The 19,196-nt window shown below is 59.8% G+C and carries 13 protein-coding genes and 1 pseudogene; 11 read left to right on the top strand and 3 right to left on the bottom strand.

Annotation, left to right across the window (positions count from 1 at the left end; genetic code table 11):
* Positions 1–148: 148 nt before the first annotated feature.
* From AB1748_RS13235 to AB1748_RS13215, 5 genes and pseudogenes are all read left to right on the top strand, one after another.
* A pseudogene (locus AB1748_RS13235) lies at positions 149–586 on the top strand (GNAT family N-acetyltransferase); the annotation flags it as partial.
* 26 nt (positions 587–612) lie between these two features.
* Positions 613–2,658 carry a hydantoinase/oxoprolinase family protein gene (locus tag AB1748_RS13230; RefSeq protein WP_367395598.1) on the top strand — a complete coding sequence of 682 codons (2,046 nt, stop codon included), beginning with the start codon at positions 613–615 and terminating at the stop codon, positions 2,656–2,658.
* Between the two features lies 1 nt (position 2,659).
* A complete protein-coding gene (locus AB1748_RS13225) occupies positions 2,660–4,618 on the top strand; it encodes a hydantoinase B/oxoprolinase family protein (RefSeq protein ID WP_367395597.1) in 1,959 nt (652 codons plus the stop codon).
* 62 nt (positions 4,619–4,680) lie between these two features.
* Entirely contained in the window at positions 4,681–6,468 is a 1,788-nt protein-coding gene (locus AB1748_RS13220; RefSeq protein WP_367395596.1) for a thiamine pyrophosphate-requiring protein, read from the top strand.
* A 91-nt stretch (positions 6,469–6,559) separates the two neighbouring features.
* Complete coding sequence (locus AB1748_RS13215) at positions 6,560–7,402, top strand: oxidoreductase (RefSeq protein ID WP_367395595.1); 843 nt, start codon at positions 6,560–6,562, stop codon at positions 7,400–7,402.
* A 210-nt stretch (positions 7,403–7,612) separates the two neighbouring features.
* On the opposite strand, the gene AB1748_RS13210 is transcribed toward AB1748_RS13215, so the two are convergent.
* The gene (locus AB1748_RS13210; RefSeq protein WP_367395594.1) at positions 7,613–8,269 is read right to left on the bottom strand and encodes a hypothetical protein; all 657 of its coding nucleotides are present in this window, start codon (positions 8,267–8,269) and stop codon (positions 7,613–7,615) included.
* Positions 8,270–8,624: 355 nt separating this feature from the next.
* Between AB1748_RS13210 and AB1748_RS13205 the strand changes: the two genes are divergently transcribed.
* The 3 genes from AB1748_RS13205 to AB1748_RS13195 are packed head-to-tail and all read left to right on the top strand — an operon-like array spanning position 8,625 to position 12,041.
* Positions 8,625–10,061: an amidase gene (locus AB1748_RS13205; RefSeq protein ID WP_367395593.1), complete on the top strand. Its 1,437-nt coding sequence runs from the start codon at positions 8,625–8,627 to the stop codon at positions 10,059–10,061.
* A complete protein-coding gene (locus AB1748_RS13200; RefSeq protein WP_111141381.1) occupies positions 10,058–11,362 on the top strand; it encodes a cytosine permease in 1,305 nt (434 codons plus the stop codon). The genes AB1748_RS13205 and AB1748_RS13200 overlap by 4 nt, the downstream gene beginning before the upstream one ends.
* Positions 11,355–12,041 (top strand): cysteine hydrolase family protein, encoded by a 687-nt coding sequence (locus tag AB1748_RS13195; protein WP_111141382.1) that lies wholly within the window; start codon positions 11,355–11,357, stop codon positions 12,039–12,041. The genes AB1748_RS13200 and AB1748_RS13195 overlap by 8 nt, the downstream gene beginning before the upstream one ends.
* Before the next feature lie 45 nt (positions 12,042–12,086).
* On the opposite strand, the gene AB1748_RS13190 is transcribed toward AB1748_RS13195, so the two are convergent.
* Entirely contained in the window at positions 12,087–14,261 is a 2,175-nt protein-coding gene (locus AB1748_RS13190; protein WP_367395592.1) for a putative bifunctional diguanylate cyclase/phosphodiesterase, read from the bottom strand.
* Positions 14,262–14,636: 375 nt separating this feature from the next.
* On the opposite strand from AB1748_RS13190, the gene AB1748_RS13185 reads away from it, so the two are divergent.
* From AB1748_RS13185 to AB1748_RS13175, 3 genes are all read left to right on the top strand, one after another.
* Complete coding sequence (locus AB1748_RS13185) at positions 14,637–15,728, top strand: mechanosensitive ion channel family protein (protein WP_111141384.1); 1,092 nt, start codon at positions 14,637–14,639, stop codon at positions 15,726–15,728.
* Between the two features lie 760 nt (positions 15,729–16,488).
* Positions 16,489–17,202 (top strand): bacteriorhodopsin, encoded by a 714-nt coding sequence (locus AB1748_RS13180; RefSeq protein ID WP_367395591.1) that lies wholly within the window; start codon positions 16,489–16,491, stop codon positions 17,200–17,202.
* Positions 17,199–18,008, top strand: coding sequence for a Brp/Blh family beta-carotene 15,15'-dioxygenase (locus AB1748_RS13175; RefSeq protein WP_367395590.1), 810 nt, complete (start codon positions 17,199–17,201; stop codon positions 18,006–18,008). Before AB1748_RS13180 ends, AB1748_RS13175 begins: the two co-directional genes overlap by 4 nt.
* 52 nt (positions 18,009–18,060) lie before the next feature.
* Here AB1748_RS13175 and AB1748_RS13170 read toward each other — a convergent pair whose 3' ends face one another.
* A complete protein-coding gene (locus tag AB1748_RS13170; protein ID WP_367395589.1) occupies positions 18,061–18,873 on the bottom strand; it encodes a hypothetical protein in 813 nt (270 codons plus the stop codon).
* Positions 18,874–19,196: the final 323 nt, after the last annotated feature.

Here is a 19,196-nt window from a genome sequence, read left to right as displayed (position 1 = left end):
TTTCCCGCGCGAATCTGACGATCCTGCATCAGCATAAAATTTTTTTCCGCTGTTAATTTCAATGGCTTTACCGGGTTTTGTCGCCCGCTACAGCCTCAACCGTTGCATGAATCCTCTTACACTGATTTTCACAGAACAAGGAGTTGTCATGGACTCATTACAGATTGCTGACCAGCAGTGGCAGCGCGAGGCGTTCACCATCTCGACCTGCCGCCAGCGACTCGACCTGGCATGGATTCACCACCAGCTGGCGGAAAAATCGTACTGGGCCAAAGGCCAGCCGGAAGCGAAAACCCGCAGGGCGATAGCCGGGTCGCTGCCCTTTGGCCTCTATGACCAGACGTCACAGATTGGCTTTGCCCGGCTGATCACCGACTACACCCGCTTTGGCTGGCTGTGCGATGTGATAATTGACGAAAACTGGCGTGGTCACGGGCTGGGCAGCTGGCTGGCGACCTGCGTCCGTGAACATCCGGAGCTGCAAACGGTGCATCGCTGGATGCTCTCAACCCAGGATGCTCACCTGGTCTACCAGCGGCTCGGCTGGCGCGTGGTGCAGCACCCCGAAACGCTGATGGAGTTCCCCCTTCCTGACACAGGAGTTAACCCGATATGCGATACCGCGTTGGCGTGGATATTGGTGGATCCTTTACCGATTTCGCCGTGCTTGATCAACAGACCCACCAGATCCACACCCTGAAAGTCCTGTCGCGACCGGATAAGCCCGGTAGCGAGATCGTGACCGGGCTGACGCAGTTTCAGCAGCAGCAGGGCATTGACCCTGCGGAGATTGGTTACTTTACCCACGGCACCACGGTCGGGATCAACGCGGTTATTCAGCGGCGCGGCGTGCGCCTGGCGCTGTTTACCACCGAAGGCTTCTGCGACGTGCTGGAGCTGGCCCGGCTGAAAATCCCCCATATTCATGACCTTTTCTCGCGGCGAGCGGCACCGCTGATCACCCGCGATCGGGTGTTTGCCATCCGCGAGCGCAGTGACGCGCACGGCAAGGTGCTGCAACCGGTGGATCGCCAGAGCGTGCTCAACGCTATCGACCAGGCACGCGCCGCAGGCTGCCAGGGCATTGTGGTCTCGCTGCTGCACAGCTATCGCAACCGGCACAACGAAGCGGCAGTGAAAGCGATTATCGATGAGGTGGCGCCTGAACTGCTCACCTCCTGCTCTGCGGACATCTGGCCGATTATCCGCGAATATGAACGCACCATTACCGCCACCATCAATGCCTACGTGCAGCCGATGGTGATCCACTACCTGGAATCCTTCGAACAGGCGCTGAAACGGCTGGGCGTCAGGCCGCCGCCGCGCATTACAAAATCCAATGGCGGCGTCATGGGCGTCGAACAGGCGAAGCGTGAATGCGTGCAGATGGTGCTCTCCGGGACGGCGTCCGGGGTAATTGGTGCCAGCTATCTCGCCAGCGCCTGCGGTTTTGACAAAATCCTCAGCCTGGATATTGGCGGCACCAGCGCCGATGTGGCGGTGATTATCAATGGCAACGTGGCGCAGGGTAACGGTGAGATCATCGGTGACTTCCCGATATTTATTCCCTCCGTCGCCGTGACCTCGGTGGGTCAGGGCGGCGGCTCGCTGGCCTGGATCGACGGGCAGGGCGTGTTGCAGATGGGGCCAGACAGTGCAGGCTCGCTGCCCGGACCCGTCTGCTTCGGGCGCGGGGGAACGCAGCCCACGGCCACCGATGCCTTCGCTGCCTGCGGTCTGATGGGCCACGGTGCGCTGGGGTATGACGCGGTGACGGTCGATGTCGACGCGGCCTGTCGCGCCTTTCAGCCCCTGGCTGAGGCGCTCGACATTTCGGTGCAGGAAACGGCAGAAACCGCCATCCAGCTGGCGATCTCCAGCATGTACAGCGACACCAGCGGCCTGCTGTCGCGATTTGGCCTTGATCCGCGTGAATTCTGGTTTCTCGCCTTTGGCGGCGCGGGGCCGATGATGGGCTGTTTTCTGGCCCGCGAACTCAATATGAAAGGGGTGATTGTGCCGCCGACGCCGGGCGTCCTCTCCGCGCTGGGTGGTCTGGTGGCGGACATCCGCAACGACTTTATCCGCACGCTTTACGGCGATCTGACGCCCGCGCTGGCCGATACCCTGGCCAGTGAAGCTGCGGCACTGCAGCAGCGCGCCTGCCACTGGCTGGCAGAGGAGCACGGCAGCAGGATGCCCTATAGCCTGCAGTTCAGCGCCGATATGCGCTATCGCGGCCAGTCGTTTGAAATCGACGTGCCACTGGAGGCGGAGTGGCTGGCACAGGCGGATGTCACCGCGCTGCATGACGCCTTTGATCGTCAGCATCATCAGCTGTTTGGTCACTGCGACCCGCAGGCGCCCGTGCAGCTGATCACGCTGCGGCTGGTGATCGTCTCACCCACGCCAAAACCCGTGATAAGCCCGTTGCCCGTGGCTACAGACGCGGTGCCGGTGCTGAAGCAGACCCGGGCGTGGATAGACGGCGGCTGGCATCAGGTCGATCTGGTGCTGCGCGCGGCGCTGCGTGCGGGGCATGAACTCTGTGGCCCGGTCATTATCGCTCAGGACGACTGCACTACCTGTGTTCCGCCAGGGATGGGCGTCAGGGTCGATTCATTCGGTAACCTGCTGATTACGGCGAGCGAGGCATAACATGGCGATTGATGGTCGTAACTTACAAATTCTGGCGAACTACTGCGCCGCGGCGGCCGATGCGATGGCCTTTACCCTGATGCGGACCGCGCACTCCACCTTTGTAAAAGAGACGGAAGATTTCTCCTGCCAGATTGTCAGCCGAAGCGGGCTGGCTTTTGCCTCGCCGCGCAGCTTTGGCGCGCCCTGGTACAGCGGCATTGACTACGCGCCGGTACTGGCGCTGATTGAGGAGTATGCTGAGGGCGACATCTGTATCACCAACGACGCCTACGCCGGTAACGTGGCCACGCACTCGCCCGACATCCATATCTGGAAACCGGTGTTCCATCAGGGCGAGATTGTCTGCTTTGTTGTGGGTCACATCCATAACACCGACGTGGGCGGCGCGGTGCCGGCCTCTCTGTCGCGCTCGCTGACCGATATCGTGCAGGAGGGGATCCGCATCCCGCCGCTGAAGATCATGCGGCAGGGTCAGCTTAATGAAGAGGTTGCCAGTATTATGCGGCTCAACGTCCGGGTCCCAGAACAGAACTGGGGCGATTTCAAAGCGCAGCTGGCGTCGGTGAACGTAGGGGAGCGTAAGATCCATGACATCATTGCCCGCTTTGGCCTCGACGATTTTCTGCAGGGTATTGAGGGCATTCTCGATTACGCCGACGCGCAGGCGCGCGCCATCATCAGCACCATCCCCGATGGCGAATACTTCTATGCCGACTACGCCGATGAAGATGGAGAGGGCGGCTATCCCTGTCGCATCGCCGTTACGCTCCGGGTCGAAGGCGACCAGCTGACGCTGGACTATACCGGCAGCGATCCGCAGCTGGCCTCGTCGCTGAACATGCCGACCGGCGGGCGGGAGCGGCATCCGCTGGCGCTGGTGGGCGTGACCTATGTGCTCTCAACCCTGGACCGCTCGCTGCTGCTCAACGCGGGCACGCTGCGGCCAACCCGGGCCATTCTGCCGCCCGGTACGGTAATGAACTGCGAGGCACCGGCGGCGGTCGGGATGCGATCGCTGACCTGCGCGCTGTCGCAGATTGCGACCCTTGGCGTCTTCTCGCTGGCGATGCCGGAACGCCTGCCGGCGAACTCGCCCGGCGGCAACTCCATTATGAATATCCGCACGCAGATCCATGACCGCAGCGTCGTCGCCTCGCTGGGGCCGGTAGGCGGCGGAGCGGGCGGTACGCCGCGTCATGACGGCCCCGATGGTTCCGGCGGGCTTTCCGCCTTCCTGAAAAACACCCCGATCGAGATTAACGAGGCGGAAGTGCCGGTTCGTTTTCATCGTTACGGGTTGGCGCAGGACAGTGCCGGAGCGGGCCAGTTCCGGGGCGGCTTAGCGACTGAAATGGCTTTTGAGATCTTCTCGCCTGATACCACCATTACGGCGCGCAACCGTAACCGATCGGTGTTTGCCTCGGCGGGCGTACTGGGCGGACGCAGCGGCGCGCTGTCCACCTTTTGCACCCGGCGCAACGGCGGGATCCTTCATCACGGCAACACGGATGTGATCCACTGCCAGCCGGGCGATGTGGTTGAGGTGCGCGGCCCCGGCGCGGGCGGATATGGCCTGCCGTCGCAGCGTGATGTGGAAGCCGTGATGCAGGACGTGCGCTGCGGCTATCTCAGTATCGCAGCGGCCAGAAGGGAGTATGGCGTGGTGGTGACAGATAACCGCGTAGATCATGACGCCACAGCGCGCCTGCGTGCCAGTATGCCGCAGCAGGCAACCCGCCATTTTGAGCATGGGGACGCCCGGCAGCGCTTTGAAGCACTCTGGACGCCAGCGCGTTATCAGTTGCTGACGGCTTTTCTGGCGAGCGTGCCGGTCAGCTGGCGTCACTTCCTGAAAACCCAGGTTTTCCGCAGGGTTGAGGAATCAGGCGAAACGGCGGAGATGGCGCAGATATTCAGTGATTTGCGTCAGAAGTACCCGCTTATCGCGAACAATTAAAGGCAAAGGCTCATCGTCTACTACGCTTTAAGTCTGCATGGACTTCGAGGGGAAACGCGACGATGAGCATGAAAACCAGTGATTTTTTTGTCCAGCGCCTGAAAGAGTGGGGCGTGACACGCATCTACGGCTATCCGGGAGATGGCATCAACGGGGTGCTGGGCGCGATTCAGCGTGCGAATGCTAAAGGCGAAGGCATCGAATTTATTCAGGTGCGGCACGAAGAGATGGCCGCTTTTATGGCCGCCGGACATGCAAAGTTCACCGGCGAACTGGGGGTCTGTCTCTCTACCGGCGGACCGGGTGCCACCCACCTGCTGACCGGCCTTTACGACGCGAAAATGGACCATGCGCCGGTACTGGCGATTGCTGGTCAGGCGGAAGCGACCGCCCGCGGGGCCAGCTATCAGCAGGAGATGAATCTGGATCGCATCTTCTCCGACGTCGCTGACTTTGTTCAGGAAGCCTCGGCGACGAGCCAGGTGCGGCATCTGCTGGACCGGGGCGTGCGCATTGCCAAAGCGCAGAATGGCGTGGCGGTCATCATCATTCCCAAAGATATTCAGGATGAAGAGTGGCAGCCGCCTCAGCATCTGCACGGTTTCACCCATTCCGGCAGCGGTTATCAGCGTCCGAAAGTGATCCCCTATGAGAGGGATCTGCAACGCGCCGCCGACGTCCTCAACGCTGGTAAAAAAGTGGCGATTCTGATTGGTGCAGGCGCGCGCGGCGCGGCCGTTGAGGTGGTTCAGGCCGCCAATATGCTGGGTGCCGGTGTGGCAAAAGCCCTGCTGGGCAAGGATGTGCTACCGGACGATGCACCCTTTGTCACCGGGTCGATAGGCCTGCTGGGCACCAGACCCTCCTCTGATTTGATGAAGAACTGCGATACGCTCCTGATGATCGGCAGCGGCTTCCCGTGGACAGAATTTCTGCCGGAAGAGGGCAAGGCGCGTGCGGTGCAGATCGACATCGATCCGGCCATGCTTGGCCTGCGCTATCCCAGCGAGGTCAATCTGCACGGCGATGCGGCGGAAACCCTGCGTGCACTGTTGCCGCTGCTGGAGCACAAGCAGGATCGCAGCTGGCAGGAAGAGATTGCCGTGCAGGTGCGTGACTGGTGGACCCTGATGGAGGAGCGCGCCCTGGCACCCGCGAATCCGGTTAACCCGCAGCGGGTAGTGTGGGAGATGTCCCCCCAGCTACCCGATAACGCGATTGTGACCTCCGACTCCGGCTCCTGCGCTAACTGGTTTGCCCGCGATTACCGGGTTAAGCAGGGGCAGCGTGCCACGCTCTCCGGCGGTCTGGCCTGTATGGGCGCGGCGGTGCCCTACGCGATTGCGGCAAAATTTGCCCATCCGGAAAAACCGGTGGTGGCGCTGGTGGGTGATGGCGCCATGCAGATGAACAATATGGCCGAGCTGATCACCATTCAGAAATACTGGCAGCAGTGGGCCGATCCGCGCCTGATTGTCTGCGTGTTCAATAACCAGGATCTCAACCAGGTGACCTGGGAGCAGCGCGTGATGGAGGGCAACCCCCGTTTCGATGCCTCGCAGCAGTTGCCGGATGTGAAATATGCCGAATTTGCCCGCTCGCTGGGGCTGGTCGGGATTTATGTCGATAACCCGGACGAGCTGGCGGCGGCCTGGCAGCAGGCACTCAGCGCCGACCGGCCGGTTTTACTGGAGGTGAAAACCGATCCCGAAGTCGCCCCGTTGCCGCCGCACATTACCTTTAAACAGGCAAAAGCCTTTATGGCGTCGATGGTAAAGGGCGATCGCGGTGCGGCGCAGATCATCAGTGACACCGCCAGTCAGCTGTTTCATAAAAAGCAGCAGGGCTAAGTGAGGCCGTCGCGCTTCACTGACCTATACGCCCGGATGCTTTCGCGTCCGGGTTATCCGCCATTTCATCACACTCAACGGGAGTCTCTGTATGACTGCTCACTCTGCCCCTGTCTGGTTAATATCAGGCTGTTCGACCGGTTTTGGTCGTGAACTGGCCCGGCAGACGATTGCACGGGGTTTTAACGTCGTCGTCACGGCGCGTCATACCGACGCCATTACCGATCTGGTCGACGGACACGACAATGCGCTGGCGGTGGCTCTGGATGTCACACAGCAGGCGAGCATCGACCAGGCCGTAAAGGCGGCGCTGGACGCTTTCGGCACGATTGACGTGCTGGTGAATAACGCCGGTTATGGCTATCAGAGTTCGGTGGAAGAGGGCGTGGAGAGCGAAATCCGTGCGCAGTTCGATGCCAACGTATTCGGTCTGTTTGCCCTGACCCGCGCCGTGCTGCCGGTCATGAGAAAAGCGCGAAGCGGCCACGTCATCAACATCACTTCAGTCGCTGGCTTAATCGGCTTCGCCAGCTCCGGCTACTACTCTGCCAGCAAACATGCGGTGGAGGGCTGGTCCGATGCGCTGGCGCTGGAAGCGGGGCCGCTGGGCATTCACGTCACCTGCGTCGAGCCTGGCCCGTTCCGCACCGACTGGGCGGGACGTTCACTGCGTCAGACGCCGGGCACGCTGCCGGATTATGCAGAGACCGCAGCCGCACGGATGAAAGCGACCGCCGAAAGCAGCGGCACCCAGAAGGGCGATCCGGCGCGCGCCGCCAGGGCGATGATTGCTATCACGGAGGAGGATCGTCCGCCACGCCATCTGGTGATGGGTGCCTGGGGGCATGAAGCCGTCATCGGCAAGCTTAAAGAGAGGCTGGCGGAGGTCGAAGCCTGGAAAGAGACGTCGGTCGGAACTGATTTTCCTGATTAAGGCGAGTGCGGTGTGAGCGGCGGGACACCGCCTGCGGATGAGTCTGAAGAGCGTGAAAACAGAGAAGGCCCTTAGCGGGCCTTGCAGAGTTAAGTGCGTGTTCCGGCTTCCTGCATTTCGCGCGCATTAAACTCTTTCAGCTTGCGGCGCAACAGGGCTGACGACGAGCGCTTTTTCGCCTGATCTAACTGAGCGTAAATCGCGGGCAGATCAGGTTGTGCCAGCCACGCCGCAATCAAGCGCGATCTGACCTTCCTGTACCGGGCATCCACTGATTCCAGAGGGGTAGTTTCGTGTTTTCCGTAAAACGACATAGCAAGCTCTCCCTGTAGTTACGACTTTATAAGCCCGGAAACAGTCCGGGATTAAAGGTTGCAGTGCTTTCTTCGGCAACCCTGTCCTGCGATTGTAGCGTAGTTCATTTTTTAACCCAAGTATCGCGTCATAGATCTCTTCCAGCGGCGTCGGACGATTGCGGTCAGCGATTTCGCCCGATGCAGCCTGAAAGACAAAACCACCGGTTGAGAAGCTTTCATGGTGGGCCATCAGCGCGGGTATCACGTTTTTTAAAACAACAGCGCTGCCCAGGCCTGCCAGCCTGATATGGCGGAAATCGCTCAGGCATTCCAGACCATCGAAAACGTCAAAACAGATCTCAGCCAGGCCATTAGCCGGGAAGGACATTCCCGGCGGCATCTGATAACCGATGCGGGCAAGCGCCTCTTCATCAGCTAAATGACCCGCGATGACGGCATACGTTTCACTCGCGGCAACGAATACGTAGCTGTAATAGTCCTGACGACCGTAGATAAATCTTTTCCGCCTGATCGCATAATTTTCGAGATAGATATCTTCCTCAACGCGCACGTGTCATCCCTGCCGCCAGCCTGCGAATCCTCTTGCCGGAGTTTTCAGCCAGAGACCCGATTCGTCAAACAGCCCTATCAAAAGTGGGGTTATCCCTTCCAGGCTGTCAGCCCTTGTTGCTGCTGACCGACAAGACGTTGTAAGCCAGCTCGCAACTCACGCCCCCTTATCGCGCAGCCCTGCGCCATCGTTGTGCTGAAAAAATAAACAGCTGCCCGCGCCTGACATCATAAGAATTCGATCTTGTATCCCAGGCCGTATTCCATCTGGCATCCCGCTTTCGGGAGGGGGATACGCCCGCTATCTGGCACGCTTCATGCACTCGCTGACAGGTACATTTCTGGCGAGGTAACCCATGTTTGACTCCTTATTAGACGACGATGCCACCACGATGGCCGCACGCATCCGCAGCGGAGAAGTCTCGGCCTGTGAGCTGACCGGGGCGGCGCTGGCGCGGATGGCGGAACGGGAACCGGCGATACGGGCGTTCTGTACGCCCACGCCCGACCTGGCGATGGCTCAGGCCCGCGCAGTCGATGCCCGCCGCGCGCGCGGGGAAACGCTGGGGGCGCTGGCAGGCGTTCCGCTGGCGGTAAAGGATCTGATCTGCACGGCGAACGTCAGAACCACCTCCGGCTCGATGGCCTACCGCGATTTCGTGCCGGAAGATGACGACATTGCGGTGGAACGGCTGCTGGCCGCCGATGCGATCCTGCTGGGTAAAACCACCGCACCGGAATTTGGCTACAGCGGTGTCGGGCACAATCCGCTCTTCCCTTCGCCGCGAAATCCCTGGGATCTCACTATGACGCCCGGCGGCTCCAGTGCGGGATCGGGGGCTGCCGTGGCGGCGCGACTCTGCCCGATTGCGCTCGGCAGTGATGGCGGCGGCTCGGTTCGTATCCCGGCGGCGCACTGCGGCATTTTCGGCTTCAAAGCCTCAATGGGGCGGGTGCCGTTATGGCCCGGCTGTCGTGATGAACGCTATCCCGGTGTGTCGGGGTGGGAGTCGCTGGAGCATATCGGGCCGATGACGCGCAGCGTCCGCGATGCGGCCCTGATGCTCTCCCTGATGGCCGGGCCGGACATGCGCGATCGCCACTCTATTCCCTGCAGCGACGTGGACTGGCTGGGTGCGACACAGCATCTGCCAGGTAAGCTGCGCATCGCCTTCAGCGCGGATTTTGGCTATGTGGCCGTGGACCCGGCGGTGCGGGCGGTGGTCAGCACGGCGGTGCAGCGGTTTGCCGCTGAAATCGGTGCAGAGCTGGAGCTGGCCGATCCCGGCTTCAGCGATCCGGCCGCCGCCTTTGGCGCACTGGTGGCGATGGAGAGCGATCTGACGGGGATGCGCCAGATGATGGCGGAGCAGGGCAGCGCGATGTCGCCGCATCTGGTGGCGATGCTGCAGCGCGACTGGCGGGCGGAGGACTTTACTGATGCCATCGCCACCCGAAAAGCGGTCAGCAACAGCCTGTGGCGCTTTATGCAGCGCTTTGACCTGCTGATTACCCCGACGCTGGCGGTGCCGCCGTTTCCGCTGGGGATGCAGGGGCCGGAGATTATCGATGGCCGCATGGTCCGCAGCGATCACTGGCTCTCCTTCTGCTACCCGTTCAATTTTACCGGCCAGCCTGCCGCGTCACTGCCCGCCGGTTTCACCGCCAGCGGCCTGCCCGTCGGGCTGCAGATTGTCGGGCGTCATCTTGATGATGCCTTAGTGCTGGCTGCCAGTGCCGCTTTCGAGCGCATTCAGCCGTGGAATCACCTTCAACCCGGGATTGCCCAATGAAAACCTCATCTTCACCTGCGCTGGAGCAGGAGTTTGAACATCAGCCGGTGCCGCTGTCGCATCGTCACTCAACCCGTTCCGTCTCGGCGGTCTGGTTTGGCTTTCCGATGATCCTCACTAACGCGCTGTTTGGCGGCATCATCACCTGGCATCTGGGCTTCTGGCCCGCGCTGATCGCCATCCTGCTGGGCAATCTGGTGCTGTTTGCCTATGTCGGCGCGCTGAGCTGGTACGCCGGCAACAGCGGCATGAACTTCGCCTTGCAGGCCCGGCGCACCTTCGGCAGTAAAGGCTATATCCTCGTCTCCGGCTTTCTTTCAACGGTGGTGATCGGCTGGTATGCCTTCCAGACCGGGCTGACCGGCACCGTCATCAATCAGACCTTTGGCTGGAATGCGCTGGCGGTGACGGCATTTGCGATGATCCTCTATACCGGCATCACCTTTCTGGGTGTACGGGCGCTGTCGGTACTCGGCATGATCGCGGCACCGCTGTTTGTGGTGCTGGGCGCGGTGGCGCTGTGGCTGATCAGCAAACAGCATGACTTCTCCGTCGTGACCCAGTGGAAGGGCAGCGCCAGCGCCGCCGGCGCCATGAGTATGGGCACCGCCGTCACTATGGTGGTGGCGGGTTTTGCCGACTCCGGCACCATGACCGCTGACTTTACCCGCTGGTCGAAAAGTGGTCACTCGGCCGTGATTGCCGCCTTCTCCGCCTTTCCTGTTGCCAACGTAATCTCCTACCTGTTCGGCGTCGTGATTGTCGCTGCGGGAGCCGCGGTCGATCCGCTGACCAACGGCGGCAATTTTCTGCCGATGCTGATGGGGCATGGCGCCTTCCTGTCGGTCGTGGCCTGTCTGTTTGTCTTTATTAATCTCGGCTCGGTCTGCACGCATTGCCTCTATAACGGCGCGGTGGGCTTCAGCCACCTGTTCAGCAGCAAAATGCGGCTCTGGACGCTGATCCTCGGAGCCATCGGCGGCGTGCTGGCGCTGGCGGGTGTCTGGTCCTATTTCCTGGAGTGGCTGAGCCTGCTGGGTATTGTGGTGCCGCCGTTTGGCGCGGTGATGATTGTGGATTTGATTTTTATGGCGCGCATCAGCGAGCAGCGTCCGGCGCAGCGTTTCCGGGGGGACGCCTTTGCGGCCTGGGCCATTGGCAGCCTCTGTGCGGTGATCGCCCATCTCGCCTTTCCACAGTTCGGTGAAGCGGTGATCGGTCTGGTCACCGCCGCAGTGAGCTACAGCCTGATCAGCAGAGTGCGCCTGCCGCGCCCCGTTATGGAGAAGAGCAATGTTTAGTGTTAATTCCACACCTTACAGCTGGCCGTTTGACGGCAGTTTCACCCCGGCCGATACGGCGCTGATTGTGATCGATATGCAGACCGACTTTTGCGGCGTGGGCGGCTACGTCGACAGCATGGGCTATGACGTCAGCCTGACCCGTGCGCCGATCGCCCCGCTGCAGCAGGTGCTGGCGGTGATGCGTGCCCGGCAGTTTCCGGTTATCCATACCCGCGAAGGGCACCGGCCCGATCTCAGCGATCTGCCCGCCAACAAACGCTGGCGTTCGCGTCGTATGAACGCCGGCATCGGGGATACCGGGCCCTGTGGCCGCATTCTGGTGCGTGGCGAACCGGGCTGGGAGATTATTCCCGAGCTGGCACCCTTACCGGATGAAGTGGTAATCGACAAACCGGGTAAAGGGTCGTTTTACGCCACCGATCTGGCGCTGATCCTCCGCAGCCAGGGCATCCGTAATCTGATCCTCACCGGGATCACGACCGACGTCTGTGTCCACACCACGCTGCGCGAGGCCAACGATCGCGGCTTTGAGTGTCTGGTCCTCTCCGACTGCTGCGCGGCGACCGAGCGGCGTCATCATGAGGCGGCGCTGAGCATGATTCACATGCAGGGGGGGATTTTCGGTGCAGTTGCCTCCTCGGCTGCGCTGCTGGACAGCCTGGGAGCCGGGACGTAAAAAGCCAGCCTGAGCGCACAGCGGCGCTCAGGCTGCTTCTGGCGCTCACGCCTGTTGCGGGGAGGACTCAATCAGGGCCGCGAGCCGGTCGGCGGGCACGGCCTGGCTGAAGAGATAACCCTGCAACTGATTGCAGCCCGCATTCGCCAGCGCAGACATCTGCCCCGGCGTTTCAACGCCTTCCGCCGTGACCATCAGCCCCATGGCGTGCCCCAGTTTCACCACTGACTCCACAATCGCCACCGAATTTTCGGCCACGCCCAGCGACTGGGTGAAGGAGCGATCGATTTTGATTTTATCGACCGGGAACGTGCTCAGATAGTTGAGGCTGGAGTAGCCGGTGCCGAAGTCATCCAGCGCAATCCGGAAGCCCGCGTCGCGCAGCGCCACAATAATCGCGCGCGCCTCGCGTTCATCTTCAATGAGCACCCCCTCGGTGATCTCCAGCTCCAGACGGGTCGGATCGCCGCCATGCTCGCTGACGATAGCCATCACCCGCTCAACGAAGCCGGTCGCGCGGAACTGAACGGGTGAAACGTTGACTGCCACCAGCAGTTCGGGGAAACGCTGCTGCGTCGCGCAGGCTTCGGCCAGCACCCATTCGCCCAGCGGAATAATCAGGCCGGTCTCTTCGGCAATCGCGATAAACTCACCGGGTGCAATCGGGCCGCGGGTCGGATGATGCCAGCGCAGCAGCGCTTCGACGCCCACCATCTGCTGTCCGCTGATCTCCATCAGCGGCTGATACCACACCGCCAGCCCCTGATGCTGCTGCAGCGCGATCCGCAGGTCGGCGGCGATAGCCTGACGGGTGCGCACCGACTCATCCATCGCCCGTTCAAACTGACGGTATCTGCCCCGTCCGCCGCTTTTGGCCTCATAGAGCGCGATATCCGCCTTGCGCATCAGCTCAAGCCGATCGATGCCATCTTTGGGGGCCAGCGTTACGCCGATACTGGCCCCGCTCCAGATATCGCTGCCGAACAGCGTAAAGGGACGGCCCAGTTCGTCGATGATGCGCTGCGCCAGACTCTGCACCTGACCGATGCTTTCCACCTCCGGCATCACCACGATAAACTCGTCGCCGCCCAGGCGGCCGACGGTATCGCTGGCGCGCACCAGACGGCTCAGACGCTGCGCCACCGCGATAATCAGCTCATCCCCGGCGTGATGGCCGTGGGTGTCATTAATGGTTTTAAAGCGGTCGAGGTCGATGAGCAGCAGCGCCACCCGCTGATCGTGACGTGTCGCCAGCGCCAGCGCCTGAGTCAGGCGATCCTCAATCAGCGCACGGTTGGGCAGCCCGGTGAGCACATCATGAAACGCCAGATGCTGCGCCTGGGCCTCCGACGCGCCGAGCCGGAGCATCGACTGGGAAAGGTTCACCGACGAGTGCCAGAGCCGCCGCACCATATAGAGGCAGAGCAGGGAGATCGCCAGCACCGCCAGTCCGGTAGAGGGGCCGATGGTCCGCAGCATGTCCGCACCGGGACGGGAGGGGATCCAGTTGAGATAGCCTACCGGATCGCCCGCCTGGGCAATCAGCAGATAGCGGGCGCTGGCCTCCGGCTGGGAGGCGCCATCGGAGAAGTGCAGCCCCTGCAGCTGATTGCGTTCCGCCAGGCTGGCCAGATAGCCATCATCGAGAAATTTCAGACTTACCAGCCGGAACCGTGGCTGGGTATCGCTATCCTGCTGGATCGCCCCCACGGCCAGCGCCGCCGCGCGCTGGCTTACGCGGGTATAATCGGCATCATCCTGGCGACCCGGATCGCTGACCAGCGGGTTCTGTAATACCTCACCAGTCAGCGGGTCGTTATCCGGGGCGGCGATCGGCTGGCCTTCACGCCAGACCCGGACAATCTGGTTTTGCGGGTCCAGCACCATGATCAGCTGATGGCCGAACATCTCATAGAGCCACTCGCCAATATTCTCATCCAGCCATTTGTCACTGTGACTTTCCGCCAGATGCTGCTGCAACGGTGTCCAGCGTGACAGGCTGTGCAACTGGCGCAGATGTTCACTCAAGCTCTGCGAAAAAGAGGCTTCGATCATCCGTTGCTGCTGATGCCGCGCTTCGCTGTTGGTCAGCGACGTGCCGGCAAACAGCGCAGCGCCCGCGCCGGTAAAGGTCAGCAGTAAGATCGCCACCAGCGGCACCAGCACCTCGCGCAGGAAACTGCGCCGGAAATCAGAGGAAAGTTTAAGTGTGCTAATCATACTGTTGTTCTTCTCAGCATCAGGGGAACAGCTTAAAAATTAGCAGATGCCAGCCGATCGTCCATGCCTCGCCCGGTTTAATCGGCGGCTGAATGACGTTTTTCGCGCGTGGCGCGCCGCGACGGTTGCGAATGGTCAGGCGGGAAAATTGCGCCTTTCATCAGTGAATCTAATGAAGCGAGGCGGCCGGAAGGGTAAACAGCGTCTGTCCCGCGCGGGGTGAACGCGGGCTTTCCCGCATTCCCTGTGAACTTCGCGGCTATGGTTCATACTTGTCTGCGCTGATTGACGAACGGATAACCGTGAATACAACGGTTACTGCATGTATCACTTGCCTGCCAGCCTGAGGCTGTCAGCTTACTGAAAGGGAAGATAATGCCTTTGTTATTCGGTGAGTTATCTGGTTTCCCCTCGTGGGTGCCTGTTGTATTACTCGTCTCGCTCTCGTTTATTCTGGGTTTTCTGGCCCGCCTGATCCTGCTCGGGTTTATCCGCTACTGGCAGATCCGCGACAGAAAACTGTTTAAATCCCTTGAGAAACACCTCAGGGGTTCCATGTTTTTCTTCATTCCGCTGCTGATGATCAATGTCGGTATCAACTACATTAACTTCCATCCTGATTCACTGGAGTTAATCACCAACATCATCAACGTCTTTATCATTATGTCCTTCTGCTCGGTCTTGATCCGGCTGACGAATGTGGCGCAGGATATGCTCTATATCCGCTATGACATCAACATCTCCAATAACCTGCGGGCGCGCAAAATCCGCACCCAGATTATCTATGTCAAAAAAGTGGTGATTGTCATCCTGGTGCTCTTCTGCGTTTCGCTGATCCTGCTGAGCTTTCCTGGCGTCCGCAAATTCGGCACCACCATCCTGGCCGGTGCCGGTGTGGCCGGGATTATTATCGGTTTCGCCCTGCAGAAGTCGCTGGTCAATCTGTTTGCCGGTATCCAGATCGCCTTTACCCAGCCGATTAAGATTGATGATGCGGTGGTGGTGGAGAAAGAGTGGGGCTGGATAGAAGAGATCAACCTGACCTATGTGGTGGTGCGTATCTGGGATCTGCGCCGTCTCGTGCTGCCGATCACCTATTTTACTGAAAACCCGTTCCAGAACTGGACGCGCAATAACGCCCAGATCTTAGGCTCGGTGTTTCTCTACGTTGATTACTCGATGCCGCTGGAGCCGCTGCGCCGGCATTTTGAAAAGGTGCTGAGCGAAACCCGCCTGTGGGATGGCGAAACCCAGGTTCTGCAGGTGACCGACACCACCGAGAAGACCATGACCATCAGGATGCTGATGACCGCACAGAACTCCCCTATCGCCTTCGACCTGCGCTGCTACGTCCGGGAAAAGATGATTGAGTTTATTCAGCAGAACTACCCGCAAAGCCTGCCGCTGGTCAGGGCGTCGCTGACGGATAGCGAAAGCGGGAAGGTGGTGCGCGAGAGCGCAGAGTAACGACGTTCAGAGAGCAGGGCGGCCGTCCGCAAAGGAAACCCGATCAGACGGGCGGCTGTCCGGCTTTTATCCTCTGCACATTCAGGCGATTTCTCCCGGAGAGCGAACGACGCGGATGCGCCGGATGGCTGTTGAACGCGGCGGCGTCACCCGTCAGGAAATAAGTCGCAGAAGCGCCTCTGTTTTATTCCCCTCTTTCAGGGCCGCACGGTGATGTCTGAAATCACGCAGGCGGATAAATCCTGCCTGCTGAACAGGTCGAGCCTATTCTGAGCATGGGTCGGCTTCTGGCTGTCAGAAATAATATCTGAGCAGACAACTTCCCGCCGGACTGACGCCTGACGATTAGCGTTTTCATAGACGGTTGCTGCACTTTTTCCAGCCAAAAATATTGTCATGGCAATGTCAGATGCTGATAGAAATGGTTTTCTGAAAAGCGGGGTAATTTACAACTAAATGATAAATAGCGTTTTTATTTAAATTTCGGGGTGGCCTGCGGCGTAAAGAGGCAGTCAGCAGGACATCAACAGAAACAGTTCATTACATTGTCAGGTTATGTAAAGGAGAAAAAATGTCCGAAAAAGAGACTTATTTAAACAGTTTTTTTGAAAATTAACGCTTGCTGCGCCTGTGACAGGCAGAAAGTTAATCCCGCCATATACTTTGAGCATATTCAGGCAATGAATATAAACGGGATTTTAACGCTAAATATTGCAGCACTGCGGACGTTTTCCGGCGTCTCAGTTCAGGAGAGAACAAAATGGATCAAACCGCGTTTATGATCGGATTTTCGATCATGGCTATTGCGTCACTGGTTATTTACGCCACAGGCGGAAAACAGTTTCCTGCCTGTCACCATACGCTGATGCACGCTTCTGTGCCCTTTATCGCCGCGACCGCCTATCTGGCAATGGCGATGGGATTCGGTAACCTTACGCTGGACAATGGCGTGACCCTCTACCTGGCACGCTATGCCGATTGGTCTGTCACCACACCGATCCTGCTGGCTGGCCTCGTCATGCTGGCCTTCCATGAGGAAGGCAAACCGGGCGAAATGGGGGGCTTTCTGACGGCCATCATCGTGCTGGATGTAATGATGATCATCACCGGTCTGGTCTCTTCGCTGGCTGAAAGCGGTGTTGCGAAGTGGGTCTGGTATCTCTGGTCCTGTGCCGCCTTCCTGGGCGTGGTTTACCTGCTCTGGGGGCCGCTGCGCACCATCGCCGCAACGCGGGGACGTGCCCTGGCAGCGGCTTACAACAAAGACGTGGCGCTGCTGACCATTGTCTGGTTCATCTATCCGATCGTTTTTCTGGTGGGTCCGGAAGGGCTCCGGATGATTACCGATCCGACCTCAGTCTGGGTGTTTTTAATTCTGGATGTCATCGCCAAGGTCTTCTACGCCTTCTACGCCGCCGGAAACCTGAAAAACGCGCTTTCGCAGAGCCGCTATGAGGGTGCTGCAAGCGCATGATCCGGCTAAAGCAGGGCGGATGGGCGGCGCTCTGGGGAGCAGCCTTTGTTGCCTCCCTGAACCCCCTGTCTGTTCAGCTGGCCTTTGCGGTGATGGCGATTGGCTTCCTCGGGATGGCACACGGTGCCAGCGATCTTGAGGTGGTCCGGCGCGAGCGTCGGCTGCCGTTTCTTGCCGCCTACATCGTGGTCATCGTGCTCTGTCTCTGCTGGTGGCATTACGATTCGGCTCTGGCACTGCCCGGCTTTTTGCTGGCCTCCGCAATACATTTTGCCCTTGAGGATGCCCCGCGGGGGCATCTCATCGAACGCCTGGCGCGGGGGATCGGCATGATCGCGGCACCCGCCGCCCTGCATCTGAGCCAGTTCAGTACCATTCTGCAGCAGGCCGGGCTGACTTCAGCCATTCCGCGTTCTGTGGCAGCAGGCGTAGCGATAACGGGTGGGATATGTGCGGCGGGCCTGATCGTTACAGGCGTACGTCGTCACGACGGCTCACTGATTACCGGCATACTGGCGCTGGTGGTACTGCCGCCGTTTGTCGGTTTTTCGATGGGCTTTTTAATCCTGCATGCGCTGCCGCAAACCCGCTTACGGCGCGATCAGCTCGGGTGTGACAGCTACAACGGCTATCTGCACGCCACCTGGCCGGTACTGACGGCAGCCATTCTGCTGGCGGCGGGAACCGCAGTGATGCTTCATCCTGCCGACAGGGCGGGTATCCAGTCACTCTTTGCTGCGCTGGCGGCGCTGGCGATTCCCCATATGGTGATCACGCCCTGGTTTGAACGACGGCAGCCGGCATAACAACACCTTTCTCAGGCGTTCAGTGCTTACACCGACCGCAGAGCGGATGGCGTTAACTTAGCGAAAAGCCGGGATCAGCGTGCTGCGCCTTATGGACGAACTGCGCGATGTGCGATCCCAGTTGTGCAATATGGTCGTAGCTGATGCTTTTAAAGAAGTCGCTGTCACTACTCTGGCTGACCATCTGCCGGAAGCCGGACAGCCATCCGGCGCTGCTGTCTGTTGCATCCGTGAGGCTGAAGAGGGCATCGCGTTCTTTCTGCGTCTCATGCTCCCCACGGCTTAGCAGATCTAACTGCTGCTGAAACTGGTTTACGCCTGCGCTGTCGCCATACTGTCGGGCTATGTCCAGTGACTGCCGGGTAAGATCGTGCAGGAGCGTATCCTGCGTTTTTACCTTATCGGCGACAAATTTTGCCACTTCACGGAAGCTGTCGGCCTGTTTTTCCCCGGGGACAAAACGTTCAACCAGCTTATTCAGCATGCCTTTTGTGACGGCAAGATCCATAGAAAGCGTCGTGGAATTACCGGAACCGCTGTAGGATTGCAGCGCATCTGAAATCAGTCCGGACATATCAGTTGCAGAGAGCGTGGCGTCGGACTGCAGCGCGGAAAACCAGGTGTCGATCTCGTTGGTAATACCATGGGTGGCAGCACGGCTTTTATCCATTATCCCGTTACGAAGCTGAACCACCTCACTCAGATTTTTATCGCGGGCCGCCTGACTGAGCTGCGGCAGGGCGGAAGGGGCCGGGTCCATCAGTTTACTGACCTGTTCTTGTGTCAGCGTGATCGTTCTGGGCAGACTCTGCTGCTTGCTGAATACGTCTGCGCCGATCAGGCTGTTTTCAGATGCGCTAATCATTACTCTCTCCATGTTGTGTTAAAGACGCCTGCTTAGAATATCGGTCATCCGTTAACCAACTTTATATTTCCCGCCGGGCGGATTGCCGTTTTGTCACCGTGGTCAAAAAAGCGTGTGCGGCAAAAGGGCCGTGGCTGAAGCCCCGTCGTCTGCTTTAACTGTTTTTCCACGGCCGGTTCCGGGGTGTTCGCTGACGCATCCCGGTGCACACCTCTCCATCAGGTTCACCACTCCTTCACCGCGTCGTCACGGTAGTGTCATCTGATCCCCGCAAGCTACTCCCATCCCGCAGCGTCTTGTCACTGCGTTCCCACTCTGTAACC

This window comes from Pantoea sp. Ep11b, from assembly GCF_040783975.1.
Lineage (GTDB): Bacteria > Pseudomonadota > Gammaproteobacteria > Enterobacterales > Enterobacteriaceae > Pantoea.
The sequence above is the reverse complement of the archived record's forward strand: the minus strand, read 5'-3'. Positions and strand labels throughout refer to the sequence as shown.